Below are 21,326 nucleotides of genomic sequence, written 5' to 3'. Positions count from 1 at the left end.
ATACTTACAAAAAGATACCTTTAGACTCATTTAGTTTGCGGTATAACTGAAATTAAAGGAGTTCCTTTATAAAAGTGGAAAGTATCAATCATACTCACTTTTTAGAGAGGTGTATGAATAGAATGACTACACTACATATCGATGCTCTGTCAAAACAACATCTTCAACATATCATCCAACAGCAGAATGGTTTTATTTTCACATTTACAAAAATAGATAGCGGCCGGTTCATACATACATTTTGCGAGGGGCAGCTTTTGAAAAAAATGAACCTTGATCCAAATCAAATTGTCGGCTATGAACTTAAGGATTTTTTACCTGAAGAAAAAGCGATCGAGAAATCGATGATGTATGAAAGAGCCTGGGCTGGTGAGGCTGTATCTTACGAAGCCACTGTATTCAACATCTCTTACCTGGCATCATTGAACCCGGTGACCGTTGATGATCAAGTAGTGCAGGTAATTGGAAACTGCATCGATATCACTGATCGTAAAGAAAAGGAGCTCTTGCTAGAAACGAGTGAACAGCATTTCAAATCTCTGTTCCTCTATAATCCTGATCCTGTGTTTTCCTTGGATTCGAACGGTTATTTCACTAGTGTCAATGAGGCCGGAAGTGAAATTACAGGTCATTCGGAAGAACAAATGAAACAGCGTACGTTTCTGCCTTATATCACACCTGATTACCAACTTGATACCTTGCATAAGTTCCAACAAGTGATGCGAGGTGAATCTTTGACGTTCCCATGTGCGATCAAGAACGAGAGGAATGAACGGAAAGAACTTCGGGTCACCGCTGTACCGATCGTCATCAATGGTCAGATAACTGGAGTATATGGTGTCGCCCGTAATATCACGAAACAGCTTCAATACAAAAAAGATTTAGAACTCAGTGAAGAACGGTACCGGATTCTTGTAGAGAATTCACCTATCGCAATTGCCGTCCTTGTGAAAAATAAAATGAGTTATGTAAATTCCTCTTGCTTGGAGTTATTCAATACAGAGTCAGACGGTTGTTTGATTGGAAGATCGATACTGGAAATGGTTCATCAGGATATCCAAAGTGACGTCACTACACAACTGAGGAAGATAGCTAATGCAGATATCCCTTCATTTACGATGGAAAGTAAGTTGCTTCGCATTGATGGTGAAACCTTGGAAGTAGAAATGACTGTACTTCCGATCGATTTTGAACATCAGAATGCGATTCTTCTCATGCTTTCTGACATAAGCGAACGTAAAAAATCAGAAAAAGAAGTTGAAGCGATCAACCAACAGAATGAACTGATTTTAAATACAGCAGGTGACGGAATATTAAGTTTATCACCTTTCGGACATATTATATTCGCCAATGATGCAGCAATCCAGCTTTTAGAATATGCTCATGGAGAATTGATCGGGAAGCACGTTTCCATCCTTTTCCCTGAATCCTCCGTTACCTATAGTAACTTTCTAGCAAAACTGGATCAATCCATCAAGGAGCAAACCATCCACAAAGAACGCGAACAACTGATCAATCGCAAACAAGGCGAATCGATTCTAACGGATATCACGATTACACCGATCACTGAAAATGATGAAAAGAAAGGTACAGTCCTCGTTATAAAGGATATTACGCAACAGAAACAGCTTGATGAGATGATCATCCGTTCTGATAAGTTATCTGTACTTGGGGAGCTGGCTGCAGGAATCGCTCATGAAATCCGTAATCCCCTTACCTCCTTGAGGGGATTTATCCAATTGATCCAAACCGTCACCGATCACCGTTATGGAGAGTATTGTGACATCATGCTTGAAGAACTGGATCGAGTGAACAGTATTGTCGGGGAATTCCTTATGCTCTCGAGACCGCAGTTATCCAAAATGTCACAACAAAATCCGGTATCACTTATAAAAGAAGTCGTTTCGTTCCTGTATTCTGAAGCCACCATGAACAAGGTGAACATTCATGAGGACTATCAGATTGAAAACATATTGATCCAGGGGGAAGGAAACCAGCTTAAACAAGTCTTCATCAATCTATTGAAAAATGCGATTGAATCGATGAGTTCAGGTGGAAATGTTTTCATCAGTGCGGAAAAATTGAATGACGATGAACTGCGGATCTGTTTCCAGGATGAAGGCTGCGGAATTGCAGAAGAAAGGCTGACGACCTTAGGCCAACCATTTTACACAACAAAAGAACGAGGCACGGGATTGGGCTTGATGATTTGTTATAAAATCATTGAGAACCATCATGGAAAAATTTCATTCAAAAGTAAAGTAGATGTCGGCACAATTGCTGAAATCATCCTACCAAAATGGAACAACCAAGACGACGAATCCGTGTTTAACGATTGATTGTTTGGGTAATTTAAGGGATAGATACTTCTGAGAAAAACCATTGACAAGAAGGCTTGTACATCCTAATAATTACCATAGAATTTCAAAGGGGAGTAGCTTTTACAATATCGTCGTCAATTCAGAGGGCACTTCCTCTCGGCGTTATTGGCAACTTACGTTGTTAGCAAGACCTTTGCCTCTAATGGTAAGGGTCTTTTTTGTATTTTCGGACTCAAGCCATTGAGGGATTCGAGTCTTTCTTTCGAAAGGAGAGTACGATTATGGATTCACTTTGGTTGGAGTATGCTTGGACCTTGCTCATTTTGATCGGTCTTGAAGGTCTACTATCAGCCGATAATGCCTTAGTAATGGCTGTAATGGTTAAGCACCTCCCTAAAGAACAACGTAAAAAAGCGCTCTTTTACGGTATCCTCGGTGCGTTTGTTTTCAGATTTGCCGCTTTATTCGCAATTTCTTTTCTCGTAAACGTGTGGCAAATTCAGGCACTCGGTGCGGCTTATCTCATGTTCATTGGTCTTAAACACATTTATAAACAGCATCGTATAAAAAACGAGGGTCATGAAGAAGAAAAAACAGAAAAAAAAGTCAGTGCAAAGGGGTTCTGGAAAACAGTTATACAAGTAGAACTTGCAGATATTGCGTTTGCTGTTGACTCCATTTTAGCAGCCGTTGCATTGGCTCTTGCATTACCGGGAACACCACTTCCTCAGATCGGCGGGATGGATGGTGGACAATTCGGTGTTATTTTCCTTGGCGGCTTGATCGGTTTATTATTGATCCGGACGGCTGCAACCTATATCTCCAAGGTCTTGAAAAAACGTCCCGGCCTTGAAACAGCGGCATATCTCATCGTTACGTGGGTCGGAGTAAAGCTGGTTGTCCTTACACTTGCTCATAAGAAAGTAGGGATCATCTCTGAGCACTTTGCACACAGCGTACCCTGGAAATTCACTTTTTACAGTATCTTAGTAGCTATTGCAATTGCAGGTTGGTTTCTTTCTGGACAGACGAAAGAACCTGAAACGAAGAAGAAAAGCTCAAAAGAACAAACCGGAAATGCTTAGTTCTTTATTAATAACGAGAAGGAGGGATCCCTTGCCTTCGGTGGCCAGTGTCCCTCCTTTTTCATTATTTTTATCATAATCAGAAAAACTTCTTCCGGTCGCGTTCTTCTTTTAAAATTTCAACCGCCTCTCTAAAGCGTTGCGAATGGACGATTTCGCGTTCTCTCAAAAAGCTGAGGCTATCGTTCAGGTCCGGATCATCACTCAAATTGATTATCCACTGATATGTAGCCCTTGCCTTTTCTTCAGCGGCGATGTCTTCATATAAATCAGCAATCGGATCCCCTTTAGCTGCAATATAACTCGCCGTCCATGGGACCCCCGCTGCATTGTGGTAAAACAATGCGTTATCATGATTTGCATAATGGTCCCCAAGACCTGCTTCTTTCATTTCATCCGGTGTGGCATCTTTCGTAAGCTTATAGACCATCGTTGCAATCATCTCTAAATGCGCAAACTCCTCTGTCCCGATATCCGTCAGCAATCCGACTACTTTATCAGGAATCGAATAACGCTGGTTCAAATATCGCAATGCGGCTGCCAATTCTCCATCTGCTCCACCATACTGTTCAATTAAAAACTTCGCCAGCATCGGATTACATTTACTCACTTTGACAGGATATTGTAGTTTCTTTTCATAGACCCACATGATTCAGCGCATACCTCCTTCGAGTAGTAGGTTGATTACATCTGCCACGGCCATGGAGGGTCATCCCAATTCCATGGATATCCGGAGTAGCTTTGACCATACTGCATCAACGGTCCATATTTCTTTTCAATCTGCTGACGCAACTTCATTCCTTTTTCAGCGAATTCATTGAACTGCTTAATGGAATCAAAATCTTCAGGATGTGTATCAAGATATAACGTCAGCTCGACAAGGACGAAATCAATTTCTTGAAGCTGTTTCATCCAGTCATAAAACTCTTTGGGCATCTGTTTCGATTGCGCCACCTACTCCCCCTCCTCTCGCTTCTTTTTATAAGGATTGCTGTACGGCGCATATAACGCTGGCCACAACGTACCTTTAAACAAAGCTGTGGATGGATCGAATTGCTTGAGTCCATAAGGCTGGAATCCTAAATAAAGATTTGGCGGAGTTTCATAGTATTTCAATTCTATGGGCGGACAAGGATCATTCGGTCCGATATAGGGACGCCAGGATTTTCTGTAGCTGCTCATTACGGTTAAAACCTCCCTATAAACAATGTCATATACACCTTATTCATGATCCACTGATATTAGACGTCATTCATTTCATAGCGCCTTCATTTTCGCTCTTTTAAAACAAAAAAAGAGCTGATTCAAATGAATCAACCCTTTTTGATATTTATTTTAACCAAGCATCCAAGCATCAATTGAGTAAGCACCTGGACCCGCAAGAACAAGTGCCACCGCAACAGTGATGATTGCAAGGTTGTATTCATAACCGCCTTCTGTTGCCCAATAGCCGTTTTGGCCATGGACCTTGAAGATTGCTACGAGCATCGGTACGATCATTAGAACTGCACCGACTTCAGTAAGAAAACCGAATGCAATCAACAGTCCTCCCACCACTTCACCTATACCAGCCATAAGAGCCATCATTTTTCCTGGTTTCAAACCGAGTGATTCAAAGAACCCTGCTGTACCTTCCAATCCATGGCCACCGAACCATCCAAACAACTTTTGAGTTCCGTGTGCGGCAAAAGTCAAACCGAATACGAGACGAATTAATAATAGTGCTATATCCATTCCTAACCTCTCCTTTTCTATTACTTAGTTGCTTTTCACTTACTTTATGTAAGTATTATAGTTCGATATACTTACTTTTGTCAAGTGACTTTATAATTTTATGTGAAAAGATTGAGTTTTGACAGATAAGTCTCTATTATCGGCTAACTTCGACGATACCTTAGTACTCTTTTCTAGAATTATTAATCAAATTTCTAGGATTATACGCAACTTTTCTGGAATTATCATTGAAATAAAAAACTGCTGTATAGGCTCAGCAGTTTCGTTCATCGATATTGATTTGTTAATATAATCGGCCCTTTCTTGGTAATGGCTATTGTATGTTCATATTGGGCAGACAACTCTTCATCAACAGTTCTTGCGGTCCAACCGTCCTTTTCTACATAAACGAAATGACTTCCGCAATTCAGCATCGGTTCGATTGTGAAAACCATCCCTTCTTTCAATTCAGGACCTTGTTCGATTGGACCGTAATGAGGAACCATCGGTGGTTCATGCATTTGTCTGCCAATCCCGTGACCGATGAAATCCCGAACTATAGAGTACCCTTTTTCCTCCGCATATGTTTCAATTGCATTTGCAATATGCCCGATCCGGTTTCCCACCTTCGCCTGCTCAATGCCTTTGTATAACGCTTCTTCAGTCGTTTTCAATAAGTCCATAGCTTTTTTATCGATTTTACCTACCGGATACGACCAGGCTGAATCTGCTAACCATCCTTCCAAATTCACCACAAAATCGATTGTGACGATGTCGCCTTCTTTCAATTTTTCTGGTGAGGGTATGCCATGACAGACGACATCATTGACAGAAGCACATATCGCATGCTGATACCCTTGATAGCCTATCTGCTCTGGAGTCCCCCCGTGTTTCCTTAAGTATTGCTCCACAAAGTCATCAATTTCAATCGTTGTAATCCCAGGCTTGATGAGATTCCTGATTGCACGATGACAATCACTGAGTAACCGCCCTGCTTCACGCATCATTTCGATTTCTTCTTTCGTTTTTAAAACGATCATCCCTTTCCCCTCTCTCTATTACAACTTTTTGATAAGGCTTTGTTATATCATAGTGTTGATTTCTCATTAAGTTTGATTGAAGCGAAATTTGCGACACTCCTGTGGGAAAAGCGAGCCAGGCGAGACCCCACACTTTTTAAAGGGATCTTCGACTATAATAATGAACTTCGACTAAATACCACCACGTCCTATGGTGAACGTCGAAGTCAGTACATCCTGTACAAGTACGTCCTGTGGTGAACGTCGAAGCCACCACATCCTGTGGAGGTGAGTGAGGAGGCTCGCGGATTTAGGGCTATGCTTTGAAGTGATGTCTAGCTCAGCGACCAGTCACTTGGATGACTTCAAACTTCCTGCGGCGGCAACATATTGATTGACATCCTTTTGAGTTAGCCCACGCAGAACCAAGTCTTTGTTTGGTTCGAGCCTCCTCGTCAGTTTTCCAGTGACCTACATGCCTAACCGGGTCGCTTCCGCATTTCTTGAACCCGCGGAAAGGGAGTAAATTTCGCAAAAATCAATATAACAATCCTTTGATAACGTAAAAATGAGATAATTCAAAGTGAATTACCTCATTTTATTAATCGAATATGCTTCATGTTACTGGGAAACCTTTTTTAACGGGCGATGCAATTTTCGTTCCAGTAATTTCCCTACCAGCCACAACACAAAGATTACCAGACTGATGATGATCATTTTCATCGGTTCTTTGATGATCGAGAAGAAATCATGTCCGATATATGAAATAAAAAACACCATCACTAGCTTTCCAAGACTGACGGCAAGAACAAAGGTCAAGGTGTTCAGCTTGGACAATCCGCAAATGACATTGATCAGAGCTGATGGTGTGAATGGGAAACAGTAGATCACAAACAACAAACCAAAGCCTTTCTTTTCAACCCACCCAAGTAATGACTGCGTTTTATCGTGTCGAGTGATGAACTTGAAAAATCTTGCTTGTGCATATTTTCTGACCAGCATATAGACAAAGATCGACCCGAAGACGGTTCCGATCCATGAGAATAACACTCCCCAGAAGAATCCATATGCTGCTGCATTCCCAGCAACAAACAACACGAGTGGCAGGATTGGCAGAAATGCTTCAAGCATAGGTAAAAGGATTCCCGGAAATGGACCCAGGTTCTGATACTCATCCAACCAACGTAAAATATCTTCCTGCGTCAATTCTGTTAAAAAATATTTAAGTTGTTCCCAGTAAGTACCCATGAATGTACTCCTTCATTCTTCTATGTATAGCCCTTATTTTATCATACGGCAAAACAATAGGTTTTTAACCTGATATTTTTTCATAAAAGATGTTATTATTCTTAATTTTTTTTGAAATTCCCTCCCGCGGGCGTAGAAGGAGTGTCGAGAATTTCGCTTAAAGAAAATTACGATTTAAAAATAATTCACCAAAGCCCATTTAAAAAAGAGCTGACACTTCAATCTGAGTCAGCCCTTGATTTCTACTTCATCAAAGCCGCGTAAACGGAATCATCCAATTCTTTTGCTTTTTCTGGGTTGTAAGTCTTTTCATATTCAGGTTCCTGTGTAATCTTCGCGCCCCAGAACATGCTTTCAAAAACGGCTTCCACAGTGATTTCGATTTTAGAAAGTTTAAGGTTGACGCCTTCCATCGTATCTTTAAGAATTTCAGCTTTTCCCTGGATTGAATATACCGTCTCCAAACCGATGATATTCAGGACAACCCCTGGGTTCGCCTTGATATTATCAACAATACGTGAATTGTTCGTCACCGAAAAACGAATCCGCTTTTCATCAACACTTTTCACCCAGGAGATCGCGTTTACATTAGGAGCCCCGGTTTCTGCATCAACTGTTGCGATGTTTACTAGTTTTTCACCCTGGAAAAATTCAACGAGTTCTGGTGAAAGTTCTGTAGGTATTTCTTGTTTTGCCAAGTCAAAAACTCCTTTCAATGTTAACCTGTTGCTAATCCAATCATATCATTTGTCATGAAAGGTGCAAGGGTTTGGACTCTTGCAAAGCCCCTGTTCATTCATAAAATCTTACTTCAAGTTTCCCCTTTTTCAAACGGGTGCAAACTCGTTATAGCTCTGTTACTCGATATTGATGATTTTTGCGAAATTCACTCCCTTTCCGCAGGCAAACGAAAAGCGGAAGCGAATCGATTAGTCACTTGGAAACTGACGAGGAGGCTCGACCCAAACAAAGACTTGGTTCTGCGTGGGCTCACTCATAGGGATGTCAATCAATGTGTGGACCGCCGCAGGAAGTTTGAAGTGCCCAAGTGACTGGTCGCTGCATTAACCCCACTTCCGCAAGCCTCCTCACTTGCACAGGATGTCAACACAAAAATGAAATCATTTTCGTGTCTGCGATGAGAATTCTTAGAAGCTTTCCTTATGCTGGCTTCGACGTTCACCACAGGACGTACTTGTACAGGATGTACTGACTTCGACGTTCACCATAGGACGTGGTGGTATTTAGTCGAAGTTCATTATTATAGTCGAAGATCCTTTCAAAAACAGTGGGGTCTCGCTTGGCTGGTTTTTCCTGCAGGAGTGTTGCAAATTTCGCTCAAAGAAATGTTTAACATCAACCTCTTACAGAACACAGTACAACAAGAGGCTGAGATCACGGATCGTCAGCCTCCATTCTTTGTCATCATGTTATGAAGTCAGGCTTACGTTGTTGTAGAACTGGTTCTGCTTGAGAAATTTCTTTACCGGTATGTACATCGAGTACACCGGTCGCTTCATTAAACCAGCTATCAGGTGCAGCATGACCCCAGAATGTCGCTCTCCGCGGATCGTTCAAATCCCATCGGATCGGTTTGAAATCCGGGTCGCTCGTCAAATAATCTCCTGTATACATTTCAATTCTGTTACCATCTGGATCTCTCAGGTATAAGAAGAAGGCATTGGATAGGCCATGGCGCCCAGGTCCACGTTCAATCGCATGTGCGTAACCCATTGAAGCCAAGATATCACAGCAATGGATGACGCTCATTGGATCACTTAACGTGAAACCAACATGGTGTAGTCTAGGACCTTTTCCGTTCATGAATGCATGGTCATGAACTGTCGGCTTGCGATGCAGCCATGCAGCCCAAACCCGATCATCATCTGTTGCCGTATATTCGGAACATCGGAACCCTAATTCATTGATGTAGAAGTTCTTCGCTGCTTCTACATCCTGGACCATGCAATTGACATGATCGATTCGCTGGACCCGTGCTCCCCGGTATAGGTCGAACCTTTGAAGCAAACGTTCGACACCTTCCATTTCTGCAAAGAATTCAAGCGGCAAACCAGAAGGGTCCTGAACCCTCAACGTTCTTCCAACTGCTCTTTGCGCTCCTTGTTCAAGCCACTTCGGCTTCATGCCTTTTGACTCAAAAAGCTTGAATAATGCATCTAGATCACGATCTTCCATAACTTTATAGGACATCGCCTGAACACCTGGCCCATCCGCTTTTTTTAGGACGAGACTATGGTGGACATGTTCTTCCAATCCCCGCATGTAAAGATGCTCATCATCACGTTCCGTTTCTACGAATCCAAGAGCATCAACGTAAAAGGCTTTTGCCTTATCAAGGTCTGTCACATTCATGACGACCCTTGCTACACGAATGATGTTGAAGTCCATTTCCCCTCCCCCTTATACGTTCACGTTCTGATTCGTAGTCGGCTTGACTCGATCAAGGAATGATTTGACCATTTCTTTATATGGCTCTTTGTTATAGACATCGTAATAAACGTTCGACATCCTGACAGGGTCTCCGAAGAAATAATATTCATATAAGGCTTGACGGCCGCCAAAGGAGCTTAGGGAAATATCCCAGGCGAGACGGAACAATTGGACTTTCTCATACCCATCGATCTGTCCGCCTTGTGTATAGCGATGGACGAGTTCTCCGATATCTTCATTGCTGAAGTCATCCTGTGTCGGTGTCCCCATTAGTCCAGATGCACCAAGGATGCGTACGATCTCGACCATCCTTTGATACACTTTCGGATACCAGTTGCGAGCAGCATTCAACGGTGCAAAATCAGGTGTCATATTGCCATACTTGTCTAATGCTGCATTATGTTCAGCACGGAACATATGAGAGCGCATCGTTTCGAGAATGATCATCACTTCAGATGCTTTTTCCTTAACATGCTGGAATCGCTCGATTCCGATTGCATCAATCATGCTCAGTATGACACCAAGGACGAATTCCGTCTTCGCTGTATTTTTTGCAATGACTTGATGCGTCATATGGACCATCGCATTCGTTTCGACATACGTCCGATTACAAATTTCAGAGTTACCAGCCACGAAAACGCGCTCCCAAGGAACGAATACATTATCGAAAATGACGATCGCATCACTTTCTTCAAATCTCGCACTTAAAGGATGATCCCATTGGTTACGACCAATGTCGAATGATTCTCGGCAAACGTACTTCAAGCCTTCTGTGTTGTTTGGAATCGCAAAAGCCATTGCATACGGATCGTCATCCGTGGAAGCTTTATTCAATGTCGATGGGAAGACGACGATTTCATCGGTAATACCGCCTTGTGTTGCTAGAAGACGCGCCCCATTGACAACGATTCCATCTTTGTTTTTTTCGACGATATGTGCTGAAATACCAGGATCCTTTTGTTCATGCTGCATTTTCGAGCGGTTGACCTGTGGATGGATCAACGTGTGTGTCAATGTAACGTCGTTCTCACGGCAATAATCATAATACTTACGGACATTCTCACCGAACATTGGATCTTGTTCAGCAAAAAATTGTCCAGCAGTACCGAATGCCATTACACTCGTATTCAAATAATCTGGTGTTCTGCCCATCATCCCGCCGGTGAAGCGAGCCCACTCAGTGAACATTCCGCTCCGTTTCATCAGATCTTCTTTTGTTTTCGGGGCAATGAAAGACAACCCTACCTTTTCTCCCGATGTTGGTGAGGTAAAGAGCATTTCATCAGGTCTTTCATGTTGAAGATCCAACAGATCAGCCATTGATTTAATGACATTTTTCAAAGCTGGATGTTCTGTGACCTCCTTTACTCTTTCACCATGGATCCATACATTATTGTTCGCAGCTTTCAAGCCTTCTATATATTGTTTACCATTACGTGCACCCAATCCGATCCCTCCTGAATAATTGATCATTACAATTGTTGATACATTCACCGACAAATCAGTCTGGCTGTCAATTATTTATGTCATTCGCCGGAGGATTTCGTTCATTGTTGCTGTGACGATGAGGACGTCAATGATTTATTTCCGAACTGCGGGATATGATGCTCTCCCATCGCAACGTGGATCACTTTCATTTCTGTATAAAATTCGAATGCGTAATGTCCGCCTTCACGACCGATACCCGAATGTTTCGAACCGCCGAATGGTATACGAAGATCCCTAACGTTCTGTGAGTTCACCCACAGCATGCCTGCCTCGACAGCCTGAGAGACCCGATGGCCTTTTTTCATGTCATTTGTCCACACGTATCCTGCAAGACCATAACGGATATCGTTCGCCTGCTGGATGACTTCTTCTTCTGTTTTAAACGTGATTACAGACAAGACCGGGCCGAAGATTTCTTCTTGTGCGACACGCATGTCATTTTTCACATTTAAAAGCAATGTAGGCGCTACGAAATTACCATCTTCAAGTCCTGGTGGAATGTTTCCGTGATAAAGCTCTGCACCTTCTTGAGCGGCAATCGCCAGGTAGTTTTTCACCCTGTTGTAGTGTTCTTTATGGACAAGCGGACCGACCTCTGTTTCCATATCCATCGGATCACCGACGATGATGTTCGATACTCGTCCTTTCAACCGTTCGATGAAGGAATCGGCTACTGATTCCTGTAGGAACAGGCGCGAGTTCGCTGTACAACGTTCTCCGTTGAAGGAAAAGATTCCCCACACACAAGCATCAAGAGCTCTTTCCATATCCGCATCATCAAAAACGATGATCGGTGATTTCCCGCCAAGCTCCATGGAGAAGCGTTTCAAGCTTGCTGCCCCATTGCGCATGATTTCAGATCCGGTCGTCGTTTCACCTGTAAAAGAGATCAACTGGACATCGGGATGGGCCACGAGAGATGCGCCAGCCGTTTCCCCGAATCCGTGAACGACGTTGAATACCCCGTTCGGCAAGCCTGCTTCGTCAATGATTTCTGCTAGCTTATTTGCTGTTAGAGGAGACCATTCCGCTGGTTTCAATACAACGGTGTTTCCAGTTGCAAGGGCCGGGGCCACTTTCCACGTTTCCAACATGAATGGCGCGTTCCATGGCGTGATCAATCCAGCGACACCGACTGGCTTTTGAACGGTATAATTCAAGAATTCGTCATCCACCTGATAAGCATCGCCGACCATCCGGTTCTTCACCATTTCCGCATAAAACCTGAAGTTAGCCGCTGCTCTTGATGTCATTTTTTTCGTTTGCTTGATTGGAAGCCCTGTATCAAGAGATTCAAGATGAGCGATTTCCTCGATATGCTCATCAATGAGATCCGCAATTTTATAGATGTATTCCAGACGTTCACTGACTTTCATTGATCCCCATGGGCCGTTACGGAATGCTTCCTTCGCTGCATCGACAGCGAATTCGATATCCTCTTTATCACCTTCAGCAACATGGTTCAACGCTTTCCCTGTCAATGGACTGAGGTTTTCAAAGATTTGGGCGCTTCTTGCATTTTGGAATGTACCGTTGATATAAAGCTGAATCGGGTCTTTAACCGTTGGTTTTTGCATTCTCGGCACCTCCTGCCGCAACCTTATCTGTTCTTCCATCCAAAATTTCGTTTTCTAAAGCCCCTAGATAATCGATTTCTAGACGTACATGGTCACCTGGATAGACGTGAGAAATCCCTTTCGGCGTCCCTGTCCAGATGACGTCGTTCTCCTCAAGTGTCATGAAGGAACTGATGAATTCGATCAATTCTTCGATACCGTAAATCAGATTCTTCGTATTCCCTTGCTGACGAAGTTCCCCATTTACGTAAGATCGTAACTCGATATTGTTCACATCCGGGATGTCCTCCTTATCGACGAAATAAGGTCCCATCGGTCCGAACGTGTCATGTCCTTTTGCTCTTACTGGCGGGCGATACATGTTATTGACGAAATCCCGTACAGTCACATCATTTGCGATCGTATAGCCTTTGACATAATCCATTGCATTTTCTTTCTTGATATTACGCCCTTCTTTTCCAATGACCACTGCCAATTCATTTTCATAGTGCATATATGTGGCGCCATCCGGATAGTAAACAGGAGACTTATGACCGACGATCGAAGAGTTCGGCTTGATGAATAGAACCGGCTCCTTCGGCTTTTCGAGCCCTAATTCATCGGCATGATCCGCATAGTTCAAGGCTAGCCCGACCATCTTATTCGGCTTGAATGGTGCTAACCATACATTGATTTCACTTTCCTCATATACTTTTCCAGAGGATGCTTGGATTTTTCCATCGACAATTGTTCCAGATTGTTCTCTACCTTCTACTATAAATCGTGCATGTTTCATTACGCATGACTCCCAACATTGTTAGATAATAATCCGTAGTGATTCAAAACAGAGCGGATTTCCTTCTGTAATTCCTCACTAGGAAGGTCCATAGGCAAGCGGAGGTTCGGGTGGATGCGATCCATCATTCCTAGTGCCGCTTTCAATGGAGCCGGGTTTGTATCCTTGAACAACACATCATTCAAAGGCATCAAATCATAGTGGAGTTCCTGTGCTTTAGCGACATCTCCGTTTGCCCAGTAGTTATACACATCCGCTACCCTTCCTGGCATGATGTTCGCAGTTGCACTGATATATCCCGCGCCGCCGATTGCGAGCATTGGGTAACAGAGCAGTTCGATTCCAGAATAGAGCAAGAAGTCCCTTCCACAATTAAGCAGTACACGATTGACATGCTCAAAATCTTTATTCGATTCTTTGATTCCGATGATGTTCTCGCAATCTTCGTTCAGTCTTGCGATTGTTTTTACGTCCATATTGACGGCTGTTCGACCTGGTATGTTATAGATGATGATTGGAATATCTACGGAGTCTGCGATTGTTTTGAAATGTTTGTAAAGTGCATGTTGTGAGGGCTTGTTGTAGTATGGAACGATGACCATTGCTGCGTCCGCTCCAATTTCTTTTGCTTTCTTGGTGAGGTATAGCGTTTCTTGGTGATTGGTAGAACCTGTCCCTGGCACGAATGGAACCCTGCCATTCACTGTTTTCACCGCTGTCTCCATGACTTCTACTCTTTCCTCGAGTGTCAGAGAGCTCGGTTCCCCCGTCGTCCCGGTGACGGAAATTCCATGTGATCCGCTTTCAATGTGCCAGTTGATTAAATCTTTCAACGTATCATGATCAACAGAATCATCTTCCTTGAACGGGGTGATGATCGGTGCGATCGATCCTCTTAATTCCTGTTTCAACTCATCTAACTTTGACATCACTACATCTCCTTTTTGATTGTGTTCAGACCTGAAAAATCAGGTGAGTCTTCAATTGAACAGTGTAAAACGAAGAACGTGTACAGCTCCTTCCTTTTCCATTTTCGAAGTGCTGATCAATGCCTTTGATGATAAAACGATTTGACAGTATTCAGTTTGTGTTCCCGGACGAAGGCTTCGATCTTTCCTGGTTCTGCCCTCTGTTCGAGTAAGCGTATGATCTCTTCGTGCTCCAAGACGGATTCTCTAGCACGGACTGGCAAGAATGCAGAGCCTGCCCTCCGGATCGAATCAAGGCGTTTCCATGTTGATTTGATATTTTCGACGAGGTATTTGTTTTCACAATACTCGTACGTAAGTCCATGGAACGCTCGGTTATGCTTCCCGAAAGATACGAAATCAAGTTCCTCCAAAGCTTGTTTCATAGATTGATTGATTTCCTCAAGATCAGAAATTCGATCAAGCGGAAAATGTTGACCGCTGATGGCGGTTGCATAACCTTCGATAACAGCAAGAACAGATAACGTCTCCAAATATTCGTTTTCATTGATAGGCGTAACGATGGCACCGCTGTATGGTTTGAATTGGATCAATCCATCCGATTCAAGCTGCCGGAGTGCTTCCCTTATTGGAATAGCACTGGTTTCTATTTCCCTAGCTATCTGGTCGATCACAATCCGATATCCAGGTCCATATGTCCCATCAAGAATACGAGCACGCAACAGCTTATACGCAAATTGTTGCTTATTCATGGATTTAGAGTTAAGCGCTTTCATAAATTCATAATATATAAAATCATATATGATTTCAACATAAAAATCAGAATTATTCCAATAGTCACAAATTAAGGGTAGGAAATCCTTTTGTATCTTGGTATCTAAAAAAATGTTGATGGGGTTTTTGAGTGATGGGTTTTGCGAGGAGTATTTCGAGTACTCGAACGGTCTTATGTAGGTTTCTTGGATACCTCAAATTCCGTTTTTCGTGTTTTAGTACTCTTAACACCACAATGAGTAACTTCCGAATTACTTTTCGCGTTCAAAGGTAATTAGACGATCTTTATCCAGTTATCCGTTTAACGAGGGTTTTTCGCTCAACCGAAAACCACATGCTTTCTTTAAATGCAAAGTTTTGTTAGTCTACATTGTTGATTTTAGTGAAATTAATGATCATTCCTTATTAGAAGGCTTTGTTAATCTTCGCTGTTGATTTTTTACCGAAATTCACGACACTTCTGCGGAAACAGCGAGCCAGGTGAGACCCCGTAACGAACTGTTCAGTTCGTGAGGAGGCTTGCGGAAGTAGGTTAATGCCGGGAAGTGATGTCTAGCTCACCGAACAGTCACTTGGATCACTTCAAACTTCCTGCGGCGGCAACACATTGATTGACATCCTTATGAGTTAGCCCACTCCGTTTTCCAGTGACCTACGTGCCTAACCGGGTCGCTTCCGCTTTTCTTTTGCCCGAGGAAAGGGAGTGAATTTCGAAGAAATCAACATCATTCATTAACAATGCCAAATGCAAAAAACCTGAATAGAGAATTTCCGTCTCTATTCAGGTCCATCTGATCGATCATTTAGTTTTATGGCAATGGTACGATTTGATTTTGTACAGCATAGATGATCGCCTGGGATCGGCTTTTCACTTCAAGCTTCTTCAAGATATTGCTGACATGGATTTTAACCGTCTTATCACTGATGTACAGGCGTTCTGCGATATCTTTATTACTCAACCCTTCCACAAGGCAGATCAACACATCTTTCTCTCGATCAGTCAAATCTTTACCGTTTGGTCGAGTCTGATTTTTCTTTTGATGATAATCCACTAGTTTTTTAGCCATACTAGGGTGTAATATCGAATTCCCTTCAGCTACCGAATGAATCGCTTCAATGACCTCTTCAGAAGGCGCATCTTTCAGGATATATCCATCTGCACCCGCTTTTAAAGCAGACATGAAGTACTCATCATGCTTGTACATCGTCAAAATCAATACTTTACACTTCGGAAATGTTCGTTTTACTAAACTAGTAAGCTCAATTCCATTTTTGTCCGGTAAATTGATATCCATCAGAATCACATCAGGTTCAGTCGTTTCGATCGTTTCTAGAAACTCTTCACCGGAGGTCAACTCTCCAACAACAGCAATATCCTCTTCAATAGCAATAATATTCTTTAATCCATCTCTCAAAATCGCATGATCATCGATTAACAAAACTTTGATCATAGTTGAGTCTCCTTCACATCAATTTGATACTGGTACAAGCATCAGAATTTCGGTTCCTTTTCCTGGTGTACTATTTATTTTCAGCGAGGCATCAATTTGATCCGTTAAATCATTCATGTTCAAGATGCCATAATGAGCCTGGGTCTTCGCTTTTAACAAGGCTTCATATAAAAGAAAACCTTTTCCATCATCTGAGATCCGGATAATCACATGTTCCCTGCAATACCTGATCAAGACATCCACCGCTGAAGCATCTGAATGTTTCCCTGCATTTTGCAAAGCTTCTGCTACAACTTCGTAGACGTTCTTTTCAATATGGGATGAAACTTCTTTCGTAACACCCCGAGTCCGTATCGATACACTCAGGTTGAAATCGTTCATTACTTCTTCAGCTTTTGCGCGTACCGCTTCAACCATTCCAAATTTTTCGCTAGGCGTCGGCCGTAACGCATAAATGGATTCCCTCACTTCATGAAGGCTCCCTCTCAGCTTATTTATGCTTTCATTGACAAGCTGCATCTTCTCTTTTTCCCCTGCTTTCAATCGTTTCGATGTCTCCAGCTTCATGACTGCACCTGCAAGGGACTGTGCGATTCCGTCATGAATTTCCCTGGCGATACGGTTTCGTTCTTCCAAAACGATTCGCTGTTCTCTTTCTGCAAACAAGTTTCTCGTCTTTATTATAACAGCAAGTTGATTCGCTAAAGTAGACAAAAATTGAATATCCGTCGTTTGGTACAGTTTATTATTTTCTTTCCCGACTAATAAAACGCCTACCGTTTCATTTTCTACCCGTAAAGGGGTGATGACAACTGAACGAATGGATGACGACAAATAATTAGTCAACCCTTTCGGAAGGTCTTTTCGAGATGAAAAATAAACCGATTCATCCAATCGTTTAAACCACTCTTGCTCGAATACTTTCTCGATTCCCTCACTGATGCTGCCTTTCTTTACAGAGCCTTTCCAGTCATCATTCTCTTTTACAATAAACAAGGTGGCATCTGTTTGAATGAACTCATCGATCCACTTTTCTACAGAATTAACCCAATCTTCGGAAGGAAGTGTTCTGTTCAGTTCTTTCGTAAGGGATACCAATGCCTTGAAACGATTCTTCTCCCGATTCAATCGGTAAATGAACGCACTGATGATTGACGCTGCTACCAGAGGAGAGAAGAAGAAAAGGAATGAAAAGACATCCACTACCCCGCCCCTGTTTTGTTCTGCTAAAACCAACATCAATCCAAGATAAATGATTGAAATGATGACAATCACGGTTTCCCTGATCATCTTGTTCTTCCAATCTTTAAAAGGATAGGTTTGAGGTCGTAATAGTAAAATCATATCAATCAACAAATTGTTGATGATATAAAAGCCAAGAGTGAATATCAATAATTGATAGTAATGATAACCAGGGTTTTCTTCTCCTGTCCCTGTCAAGAAAAGTGTTGCATCTGTGACAAAGTGAGTGAGTACCAGCGTCAAAGCTAGTTGAGCCGGATTGAACCAAACAAGCTCAATACGCCTTCTCTTGATCAAGTTGACCGTAAAACTGACGACGACTAGCGTAACGAGACCCATCCAGGTTCCATGAATGAGAACGATCGTATAAATTAGCGGAAAACTTAATGACGTAATGCTCTTCCAGACAGGTATTGGGTATAGCTCGGTAATAAATAAAAATCCGACCAGCAGTGCGAAAGACAAGATGTCGTTGATGGTATGTAAGAGGAATAGGCTATAGATGACTAACAGCCAACCTATTATGGTAATGATGGTAATGGCGATCTTCGAATTCCGTTCACGATTTTTATATGTTGCTTTATCCATTTTCAAGAACTCCTGACGATAATAAGAAAAGGTCTATTCCCATTATCCTAGTAAACCCTTTGAAATCCAATACCCTAAACCGAAAAGAAATCCGACCAACAACAATATAAGTGCAAGAAAAGCATTACTTATTTTCATCAGTATCCTCCTTGTTAAGAGACGTTATGATATCAGGGATTTCCACCAATGAATGTACTGTAAAATCGGCTTCAGAGGGCTTTTCGTAATGACTGTTGTACACCCATATTGTACACATCCCAGATTTTTTTGCCGCTTTTATATCATTTGTAGGATGATCTCCCACAAATATCGTTTTGTTTGCTGTAACACCTAACATGTATAATCCTCGTTGGAAGATCTCGGGTGAAGGTTTTTTGATACCCTCTTCTTCTGATATTAAGATACAGTGGAAAACATCAGCCAATGCAAGAGCATTAATCGTGTTTCGTTGGAATTCCGTTTCCCCATTGGTTATCAGTCCGAGCTGAAGCTGGGACTGTTTCAAATAGTGGATCAAATGATCAAAACCCTCGATTGGTAAGCAATGTTCGTGGAAATGAAAATAATAATCTTCTAACAAAAGCTCCCCCACATGATGATCCAGTTCGTATTTTTCCACAAGACTTTGATAAACGTTTTTCTTATGGTTATACCCATTTTGATCATAAGTTATAAAGTCATCGAAGTAATGTTGAGGCTTCACATTAGTCAACATGGCGTAATTTCTTTCATATTGTGCTTTGATAAACTGATGCAACGAGACTGAACGATTCAAGAGCGTTCCATCCAAATCAAACAATATTCCTCTAATCATCCAGATCAATCCTTTCATGTCCATCCCTCATAAGTATACATGAAAGAGCTGCTTTTTTTCGAAATTCGTGACACTCCTGCGGGAAAAGTGGCCTAGGTGAGACCACGATGTTTTTAAAAGGATCTTCGACTATAATAAAGGACCTTCGACTTAATTCCACCACGTCCTGTGGTGAACGTCGAAGTCAGCATAAGGAAAGCTTCTAAGACTTTTCATCGCAGACACGAAAATCATTTCACTTTTGTGTTGAGATCCTGTGTCAAGTGAGGAGGCTTGCGGAAGTAGGTAAATACAAGGAAGTGGTGTCTAGCTTAGCGACCAGTCACTTGGATCAAACTTCATGCGGCGGTCGACACATTGTATTGACATCTTATGTGTGAGTCCACGCAGAACCAAGTCTTTGTTTGGGACGAGCCTCCTCGTCAGTTTTCCAGTCGGAAAGAGAGTGAATTTTGCGGAAATGAACAATAACAAATTATTTAAAAGAAGGTTCCTACTCCTATTGCAACAAAAAAAAGAAAGTGCCCGAACCCCTCTGTACCACGTAATCGTAAAGAGAGTCAGACACTATTGGTACTGCCTGGTTTATTGGAGGAGGTCGGGGTCTGTTGGATTATGGCTAGGTTTCACTTCCCTGAGTTTCTCGAGTATTCCCATTTCTTCAATATCCTTTTTTGTCTGCTCTGTCCCTAAATCATAAATGGTCAGATAGATTTCATTAAGGAGGCGGTCATAGATCATATTGTCGCGGTCACCTGAATCAATGACATTCGAAAACCAGTGAGAATGGATATACCCCGTCCGATCAGCTCGATCATCCTCTTCAAATAAATCCTTTAACAAAGAGGCTTCATCTTCTGTTGCATATACTTCGAAATCATAGCTGGACTCACCTTTGTTGCTCCGTATTTCAGCATTTTGGATACCAGCCTGTACAGTGACATAATATGGTTTTCGTTCCATCAAATCTACCCCCGGTCCATTTAGTTGACCTTATTTTTTTACTACCTGTACTTAATTATTCTTATCAACAAAAAGAAAAATCGAACAGGCTGTGCCAAGTTTTCTTTAAGTGGAATTTGCGACACTCCTGCGGGAGGTTAGGCGAGACCCCACTCTTTTTAAAAATATTCGACTATAATAATGAACTTCGACTAAATACCACCACGTCTTATGGTGAACGCCGAAGCGCGAAAGCTTCTAAGAATTCTCATCGCAGACACGAAAATGATTTCATTTTTGTGTTGAGATTCTATGCAAGTGAGGAGTCTCGCGGAAGTGGGTTAATACAGGGAAGTGATGTCTAGCTCAGCGACCAGTCACTTGGATCACTTCAAACTTCCTGCGGCGGCAACACATTGATTGACATCCTTATGAGTTAGCCCACGCAGAACCAAGTCTTTGTTTGGTTCGAGCCTCCTCGTCCGTTTTCCAGTGACCTACGTACCTAACCGGGTCGCTTCCGCTTTTCGTTGTAAATTTCTCAGAAATCAACAATATAAACTACAGATTCTTTTTGTAAAAAAATAAATTAATGTAATATTCTGAAAACTAATTGACATTGAAGTGCATATCTTAGATAATAACTAAAAGGGTTTGGGAGGAATCCTCATGAATAAGCATACCTCATCTTTTCAAGCTAAGATGAAAGAACAGGCACAATTGAGACAGAGAAAAGCTGAACAGTATTTTGTATCCCTTGCCGCCCAACTTCTGCTTGATGAGTCGTTTTTTGAACACCAGAGACAAAAGCTCAGAGAGAAAATTGATGATGCACTCGAACGCAATGACCAGGAATTGTTTTATTGTCTGGCAGAGCAATTCAAACAACAGTATAGTAATAATTGATCA

General features: G+C 42.1%; 20 protein-coding genes. 3 read left to right on the top strand and 17 right to left on the bottom strand.

Translation table 11 applies throughout. The features are described from left to right. The first annotated feature begins 122 nt into the window (after positions 1–122). Together KOL94_RS02225 and KOL94_RS02220 are read left to right on the top strand one after the other, a co-directional pair. Complete coding sequence (locus KOL94_RS02225) at positions 123–2,339, top strand: PAS domain S-box protein (protein WP_221563667.1); 2,217 nt, start codon at positions 123–125, stop codon at positions 2,337–2,339. A 263-nt stretch (positions 2,340–2,602) separates the two neighbouring features. Next, positions 2,603–3,406, top strand: a complete 804-nt coding sequence (locus tag KOL94_RS02220) for a TerC family protein (RefSeq protein ID WP_221563666.1) — start codon at positions 2,603–2,605, stop codon at positions 3,404–3,406. Between the two features lie 79 nt (positions 3,407–3,485). Here KOL94_RS02220 and KOL94_RS02215 read toward each other — a convergent pair whose 3' ends face one another. From KOL94_RS02215 to KOL94_RS02135, 17 genes are all read right to left on the bottom strand, one after another. After that, positions 3,486–4,055 (bottom strand): manganese catalase family protein, encoded by a 570-nt coding sequence (locus KOL94_RS02215; RefSeq protein WP_221563664.1) that lies wholly within the window; start codon positions 4,053–4,055, stop codon positions 3,486–3,488. Positions 4,056–4,090: 35 nt separating this feature from the next. After that, positions 4,091–4,342, bottom strand: coding sequence for a spore coat protein CotJB (locus KOL94_RS02210; protein WP_221567563.1), 252 nt, complete (start codon positions 4,340–4,342; stop codon positions 4,091–4,093). Between the two features lie 18 nt (positions 4,343–4,360). Then, positions 4,361–4,588 (bottom strand): spore coat associated protein CotJA, encoded by a 228-nt coding sequence (locus KOL94_RS02205; RefSeq protein WP_221563663.1) that lies wholly within the window; start codon positions 4,586–4,588, stop codon positions 4,361–4,363. A gap of 153 nt (positions 4,589–4,741) precedes the next feature. Beyond that, positions 4,742–5,140 carry a DoxX family protein gene (locus tag KOL94_RS02200; protein WP_221563661.1) on the bottom strand — a complete coding sequence of 133 codons (399 nt, stop codon included), beginning with the start codon at positions 5,138–5,140 and terminating at the stop codon, positions 4,742–4,744. Positions 5,141–5,406: 266 nt separating this feature from the next. Then, positions 5,407–6,159, bottom strand: coding sequence for a type I methionyl aminopeptidase (gene map / locus KOL94_RS02195; RefSeq protein ID WP_221563659.1), 753 nt, complete (start codon positions 6,157–6,159; stop codon positions 5,407–5,409). 600 nt (positions 6,160–6,759) lie between these two features. After that, complete coding sequence (locus KOL94_RS02190) at positions 6,760–7,386, bottom strand: TVP38/TMEM64 family protein (RefSeq protein ID WP_221563657.1); 627 nt, start codon at positions 7,384–7,386, stop codon at positions 6,760–6,762. 242 nt (positions 7,387–7,628) lie between these two features. Then, positions 7,629–8,084 (bottom strand): pyridoxamine 5'-phosphate oxidase family protein, encoded by a 456-nt coding sequence (locus KOL94_RS02185; RefSeq protein WP_221563655.1) that lies wholly within the window; start codon positions 8,082–8,084, stop codon positions 7,629–7,631. A 727-nt stretch (positions 8,085–8,811) separates the two neighbouring features. Beyond that, on the bottom strand, positions 8,812–9,795 hold the full coding sequence (gene hpaD, locus KOL94_RS02180) for a 3,4-dihydroxyphenylacetate 2,3-dioxygenase (RefSeq protein WP_221563653.1): 984 nt from the start codon (positions 9,793–9,795) through the stop codon (positions 8,812–8,814). A 12-nt stretch (positions 9,796–9,807) separates the two neighbouring features. Further along, positions 9,808–11,283 carry a 4-hydroxyphenylacetate 3-monooxygenase, oxygenase component gene (gene hpaB / locus KOL94_RS02175; protein ID WP_221567562.1) on the bottom strand — a complete coding sequence of 492 codons (1,476 nt, stop codon included), beginning with the start codon at positions 11,281–11,283 and terminating at the stop codon, positions 9,808–9,810. A gap of 101 nt (positions 11,284–11,384) precedes the next feature. After that, positions 11,385–12,902, bottom strand: a complete 1,518-nt coding sequence (gene hpaE / locus KOL94_RS02170) for a 5-carboxymethyl-2-hydroxymuconate semialdehyde dehydrogenase (RefSeq protein WP_221563651.1) — start codon at positions 12,900–12,902, stop codon at positions 11,385–11,387. Beyond that, entirely contained in the window at positions 12,883–13,677 is a 795-nt protein-coding gene (locus tag KOL94_RS02165) for a fumarylacetoacetate hydrolase family protein (protein WP_221563649.1), read from the bottom strand. The genes hpaE and KOL94_RS02165 overlap by 20 nt, the downstream gene beginning before the upstream one ends. After that, positions 13,677–14,606 carry a 2,4-dihydroxyhept-2-ene-1,7-dioic acid aldolase gene (hpaI, locus tag KOL94_RS02160; protein ID WP_221563647.1) on the bottom strand — a complete coding sequence of 310 codons (930 nt, stop codon included), beginning with the start codon at positions 14,604–14,606 and terminating at the stop codon, positions 13,677–13,679. Before hpaI ends, KOL94_RS02165 begins: the two co-directional genes overlap by 1 nt. Positions 14,607–14,722: 116 nt before the next feature. Continuing rightward, positions 14,723–15,358 carry a GntR family transcriptional regulator gene (locus KOL94_RS02155; RefSeq protein ID WP_260412176.1) on the bottom strand — a complete coding sequence of 212 codons (636 nt, stop codon included), beginning with the start codon at positions 15,356–15,358 and terminating at the stop codon, positions 14,723–14,725. An 831-nt stretch (positions 15,359–16,189) separates the two neighbouring features. Beyond that, a complete protein-coding gene (locus KOL94_RS02150; RefSeq protein ID WP_221563643.1) occupies positions 16,190–16,831 on the bottom strand; it encodes a response regulator in 642 nt (213 codons plus the stop codon). A gap of 18 nt (positions 16,832–16,849) precedes the next feature. Continuing rightward, entirely contained in the window at positions 16,850–18,661 is a 1,812-nt protein-coding gene (locus KOL94_RS02145) for a GAF domain-containing sensor histidine kinase (RefSeq protein WP_221563641.1), read from the bottom strand. A 124-nt stretch (positions 18,662–18,785) separates the two neighbouring features. Then, positions 18,786–19,493: an HAD family hydrolase gene (locus KOL94_RS02140; RefSeq protein WP_221563639.1), complete on the bottom strand. Its 708-nt coding sequence runs from the start codon at positions 19,491–19,493 to the stop codon at positions 18,786–18,788. Between the two features lie 567 nt (positions 19,494–20,060). Beyond that, complete coding sequence (locus tag KOL94_RS02135; RefSeq protein ID WP_221563637.1) at positions 20,061–20,438, bottom strand: hypothetical protein; 378 nt, start codon at positions 20,436–20,438, stop codon at positions 20,061–20,063. A gap of 648 nt (positions 20,439–21,086) precedes the next feature. On the opposite strand from KOL94_RS02135, the gene KOL94_RS02130 reads away from it, so the two are divergent. After that, positions 21,087–21,323: an IDEAL domain-containing protein gene (locus KOL94_RS02130; RefSeq protein ID WP_221563635.1), complete on the top strand. Its 237-nt coding sequence runs from the start codon at positions 21,087–21,089 to the stop codon at positions 21,321–21,323. Positions 21,324–21,326 lie beyond the last annotated feature (3 nt).

This window comes from Alkalihalobacillus sp. TS-13 (assembly GCF_019720915.1).
Taxonomy (GTDB): domain Bacteria; phylum Bacillota; class Bacilli; order Bacillales; family Fictibacillaceae; genus Pseudalkalibacillus.
The sequence above is the reverse complement of the archived record's forward strand: the minus strand, read 5'-3'. Positions and strand labels throughout refer to the sequence as shown.

What these genes read in the sequence shown, in the direction of transcription:
- KOL94_RS02225 (WP_221563667.1), top strand. Translation starts at nt 123, where the DNA reads ATGACTACACTACATATCGATGCTCTGTCAAAACAACATCTTCAACAT.
- KOL94_RS02220 (WP_221563666.1), top strand. Translation starts at nt 2,603, where the DNA reads ATGGATTCACTTTGGTTGGAGTATGCTTGGACCTTGCTCATTTTGATC.
- KOL94_RS02215 (WP_221563664.1), bottom strand. Translation starts at nt 4,055, where the DNA reads ATGTGGGTCTATGAAAAGAAACTACAATATCCTGTCAAAGTGAGTAAA.
- KOL94_RS02210 (WP_221567563.1), bottom strand. Translation starts at nt 4,342, where the DNA reads ATGCCCAAAGAGTTTTATGACTGGATGAAACAGCTTCAAGAAATTGAT.
- KOL94_RS02205 (WP_221563663.1), bottom strand. Translation starts at nt 4,588, where the DNA reads ATGAGCAGCTACAGAAAATCCTGGCGTCCCTATATCGGACCGAATGAT.
- KOL94_RS02200 (WP_221563661.1), bottom strand. Translation starts at nt 5,140, where the DNA reads ATGGATATAGCACTATTATTAATTCGTCTCGTATTCGGTTTGACTTTT.
- map (WP_221563659.1), bottom strand. Translation starts at nt 6,159, where the DNA reads ATGATCGTTTTAAAAACGAAAGAAGAAATCGAAATGATGCGTGAAGCA.
- KOL94_RS02190 (WP_221563657.1), bottom strand. Translation starts at nt 7,386, where the DNA reads ATGGGTACTTACTGGGAACAACTTAAATATTTTTTAACAGAATTGACG.
- hpaD (WP_221563653.1), bottom strand. Translation starts at nt 9,795, where the DNA reads ATGGACTTCAACATCATTCGTGTAGCAAGGGTCGTCATGAATGTGACA.
- hpaE (WP_221563651.1), bottom strand. Translation starts at nt 12,902, where the DNA reads ATGCAAAAACCAACGGTTAAAGACCCGATTCAGCTTTATATCAACGGT.
- KOL94_RS02165 (WP_221563649.1), bottom strand. Translation starts at nt 13,677, where the DNA reads ATGAAACATGCACGATTTATAGTAGAAGGTAGAGAACAATCTGGAACA.
- hpaI (WP_221563647.1), bottom strand. Translation starts at nt 14,606, where the DNA reads ATGTCAAAGTTAGATGAGTTGAAACAGGAATTAAGAGGATCGATCGCA.
- KOL94_RS02155 (WP_260412176.1), bottom strand. Translation starts at nt 15,358, where the DNA reads ATGAATAAGCAACAATTTGCGTATAAGCTGTTGCGTGCTCGTATTCTT.
- KOL94_RS02150 (WP_221563643.1), bottom strand. Translation starts at nt 16,831, where the DNA reads ATGATCAAAGTTTTGTTAATCGATGATCATGCGATTTTGAGAGATGGA.
- KOL94_RS02145 (WP_221563641.1), bottom strand. Translation starts at nt 18,661, where the DNA reads ATGGATAAAGCAACATATAAAAATCGTGAACGGAATTCGAAGATCGCC.
- KOL94_RS02140 (WP_221563639.1), bottom strand. Translation starts at nt 19,493, where the DNA reads ATGAAAGGATTGATCTGGATGATTAGAGGAATATTGTTTGATTTGGAT.
- KOL94_RS02135 (WP_221563637.1), bottom strand. Translation starts at nt 20,438, where the DNA reads ATGGAACGAAAACCATATTATGTCACTGTACAGGCTGGTATCCAAAAT.
- KOL94_RS02130 (WP_221563635.1), top strand. Translation starts at nt 21,087, where the DNA reads ATGAATAAGCATACCTCATCTTTTCAAGCTAAGATGAAAGAACAGGCA.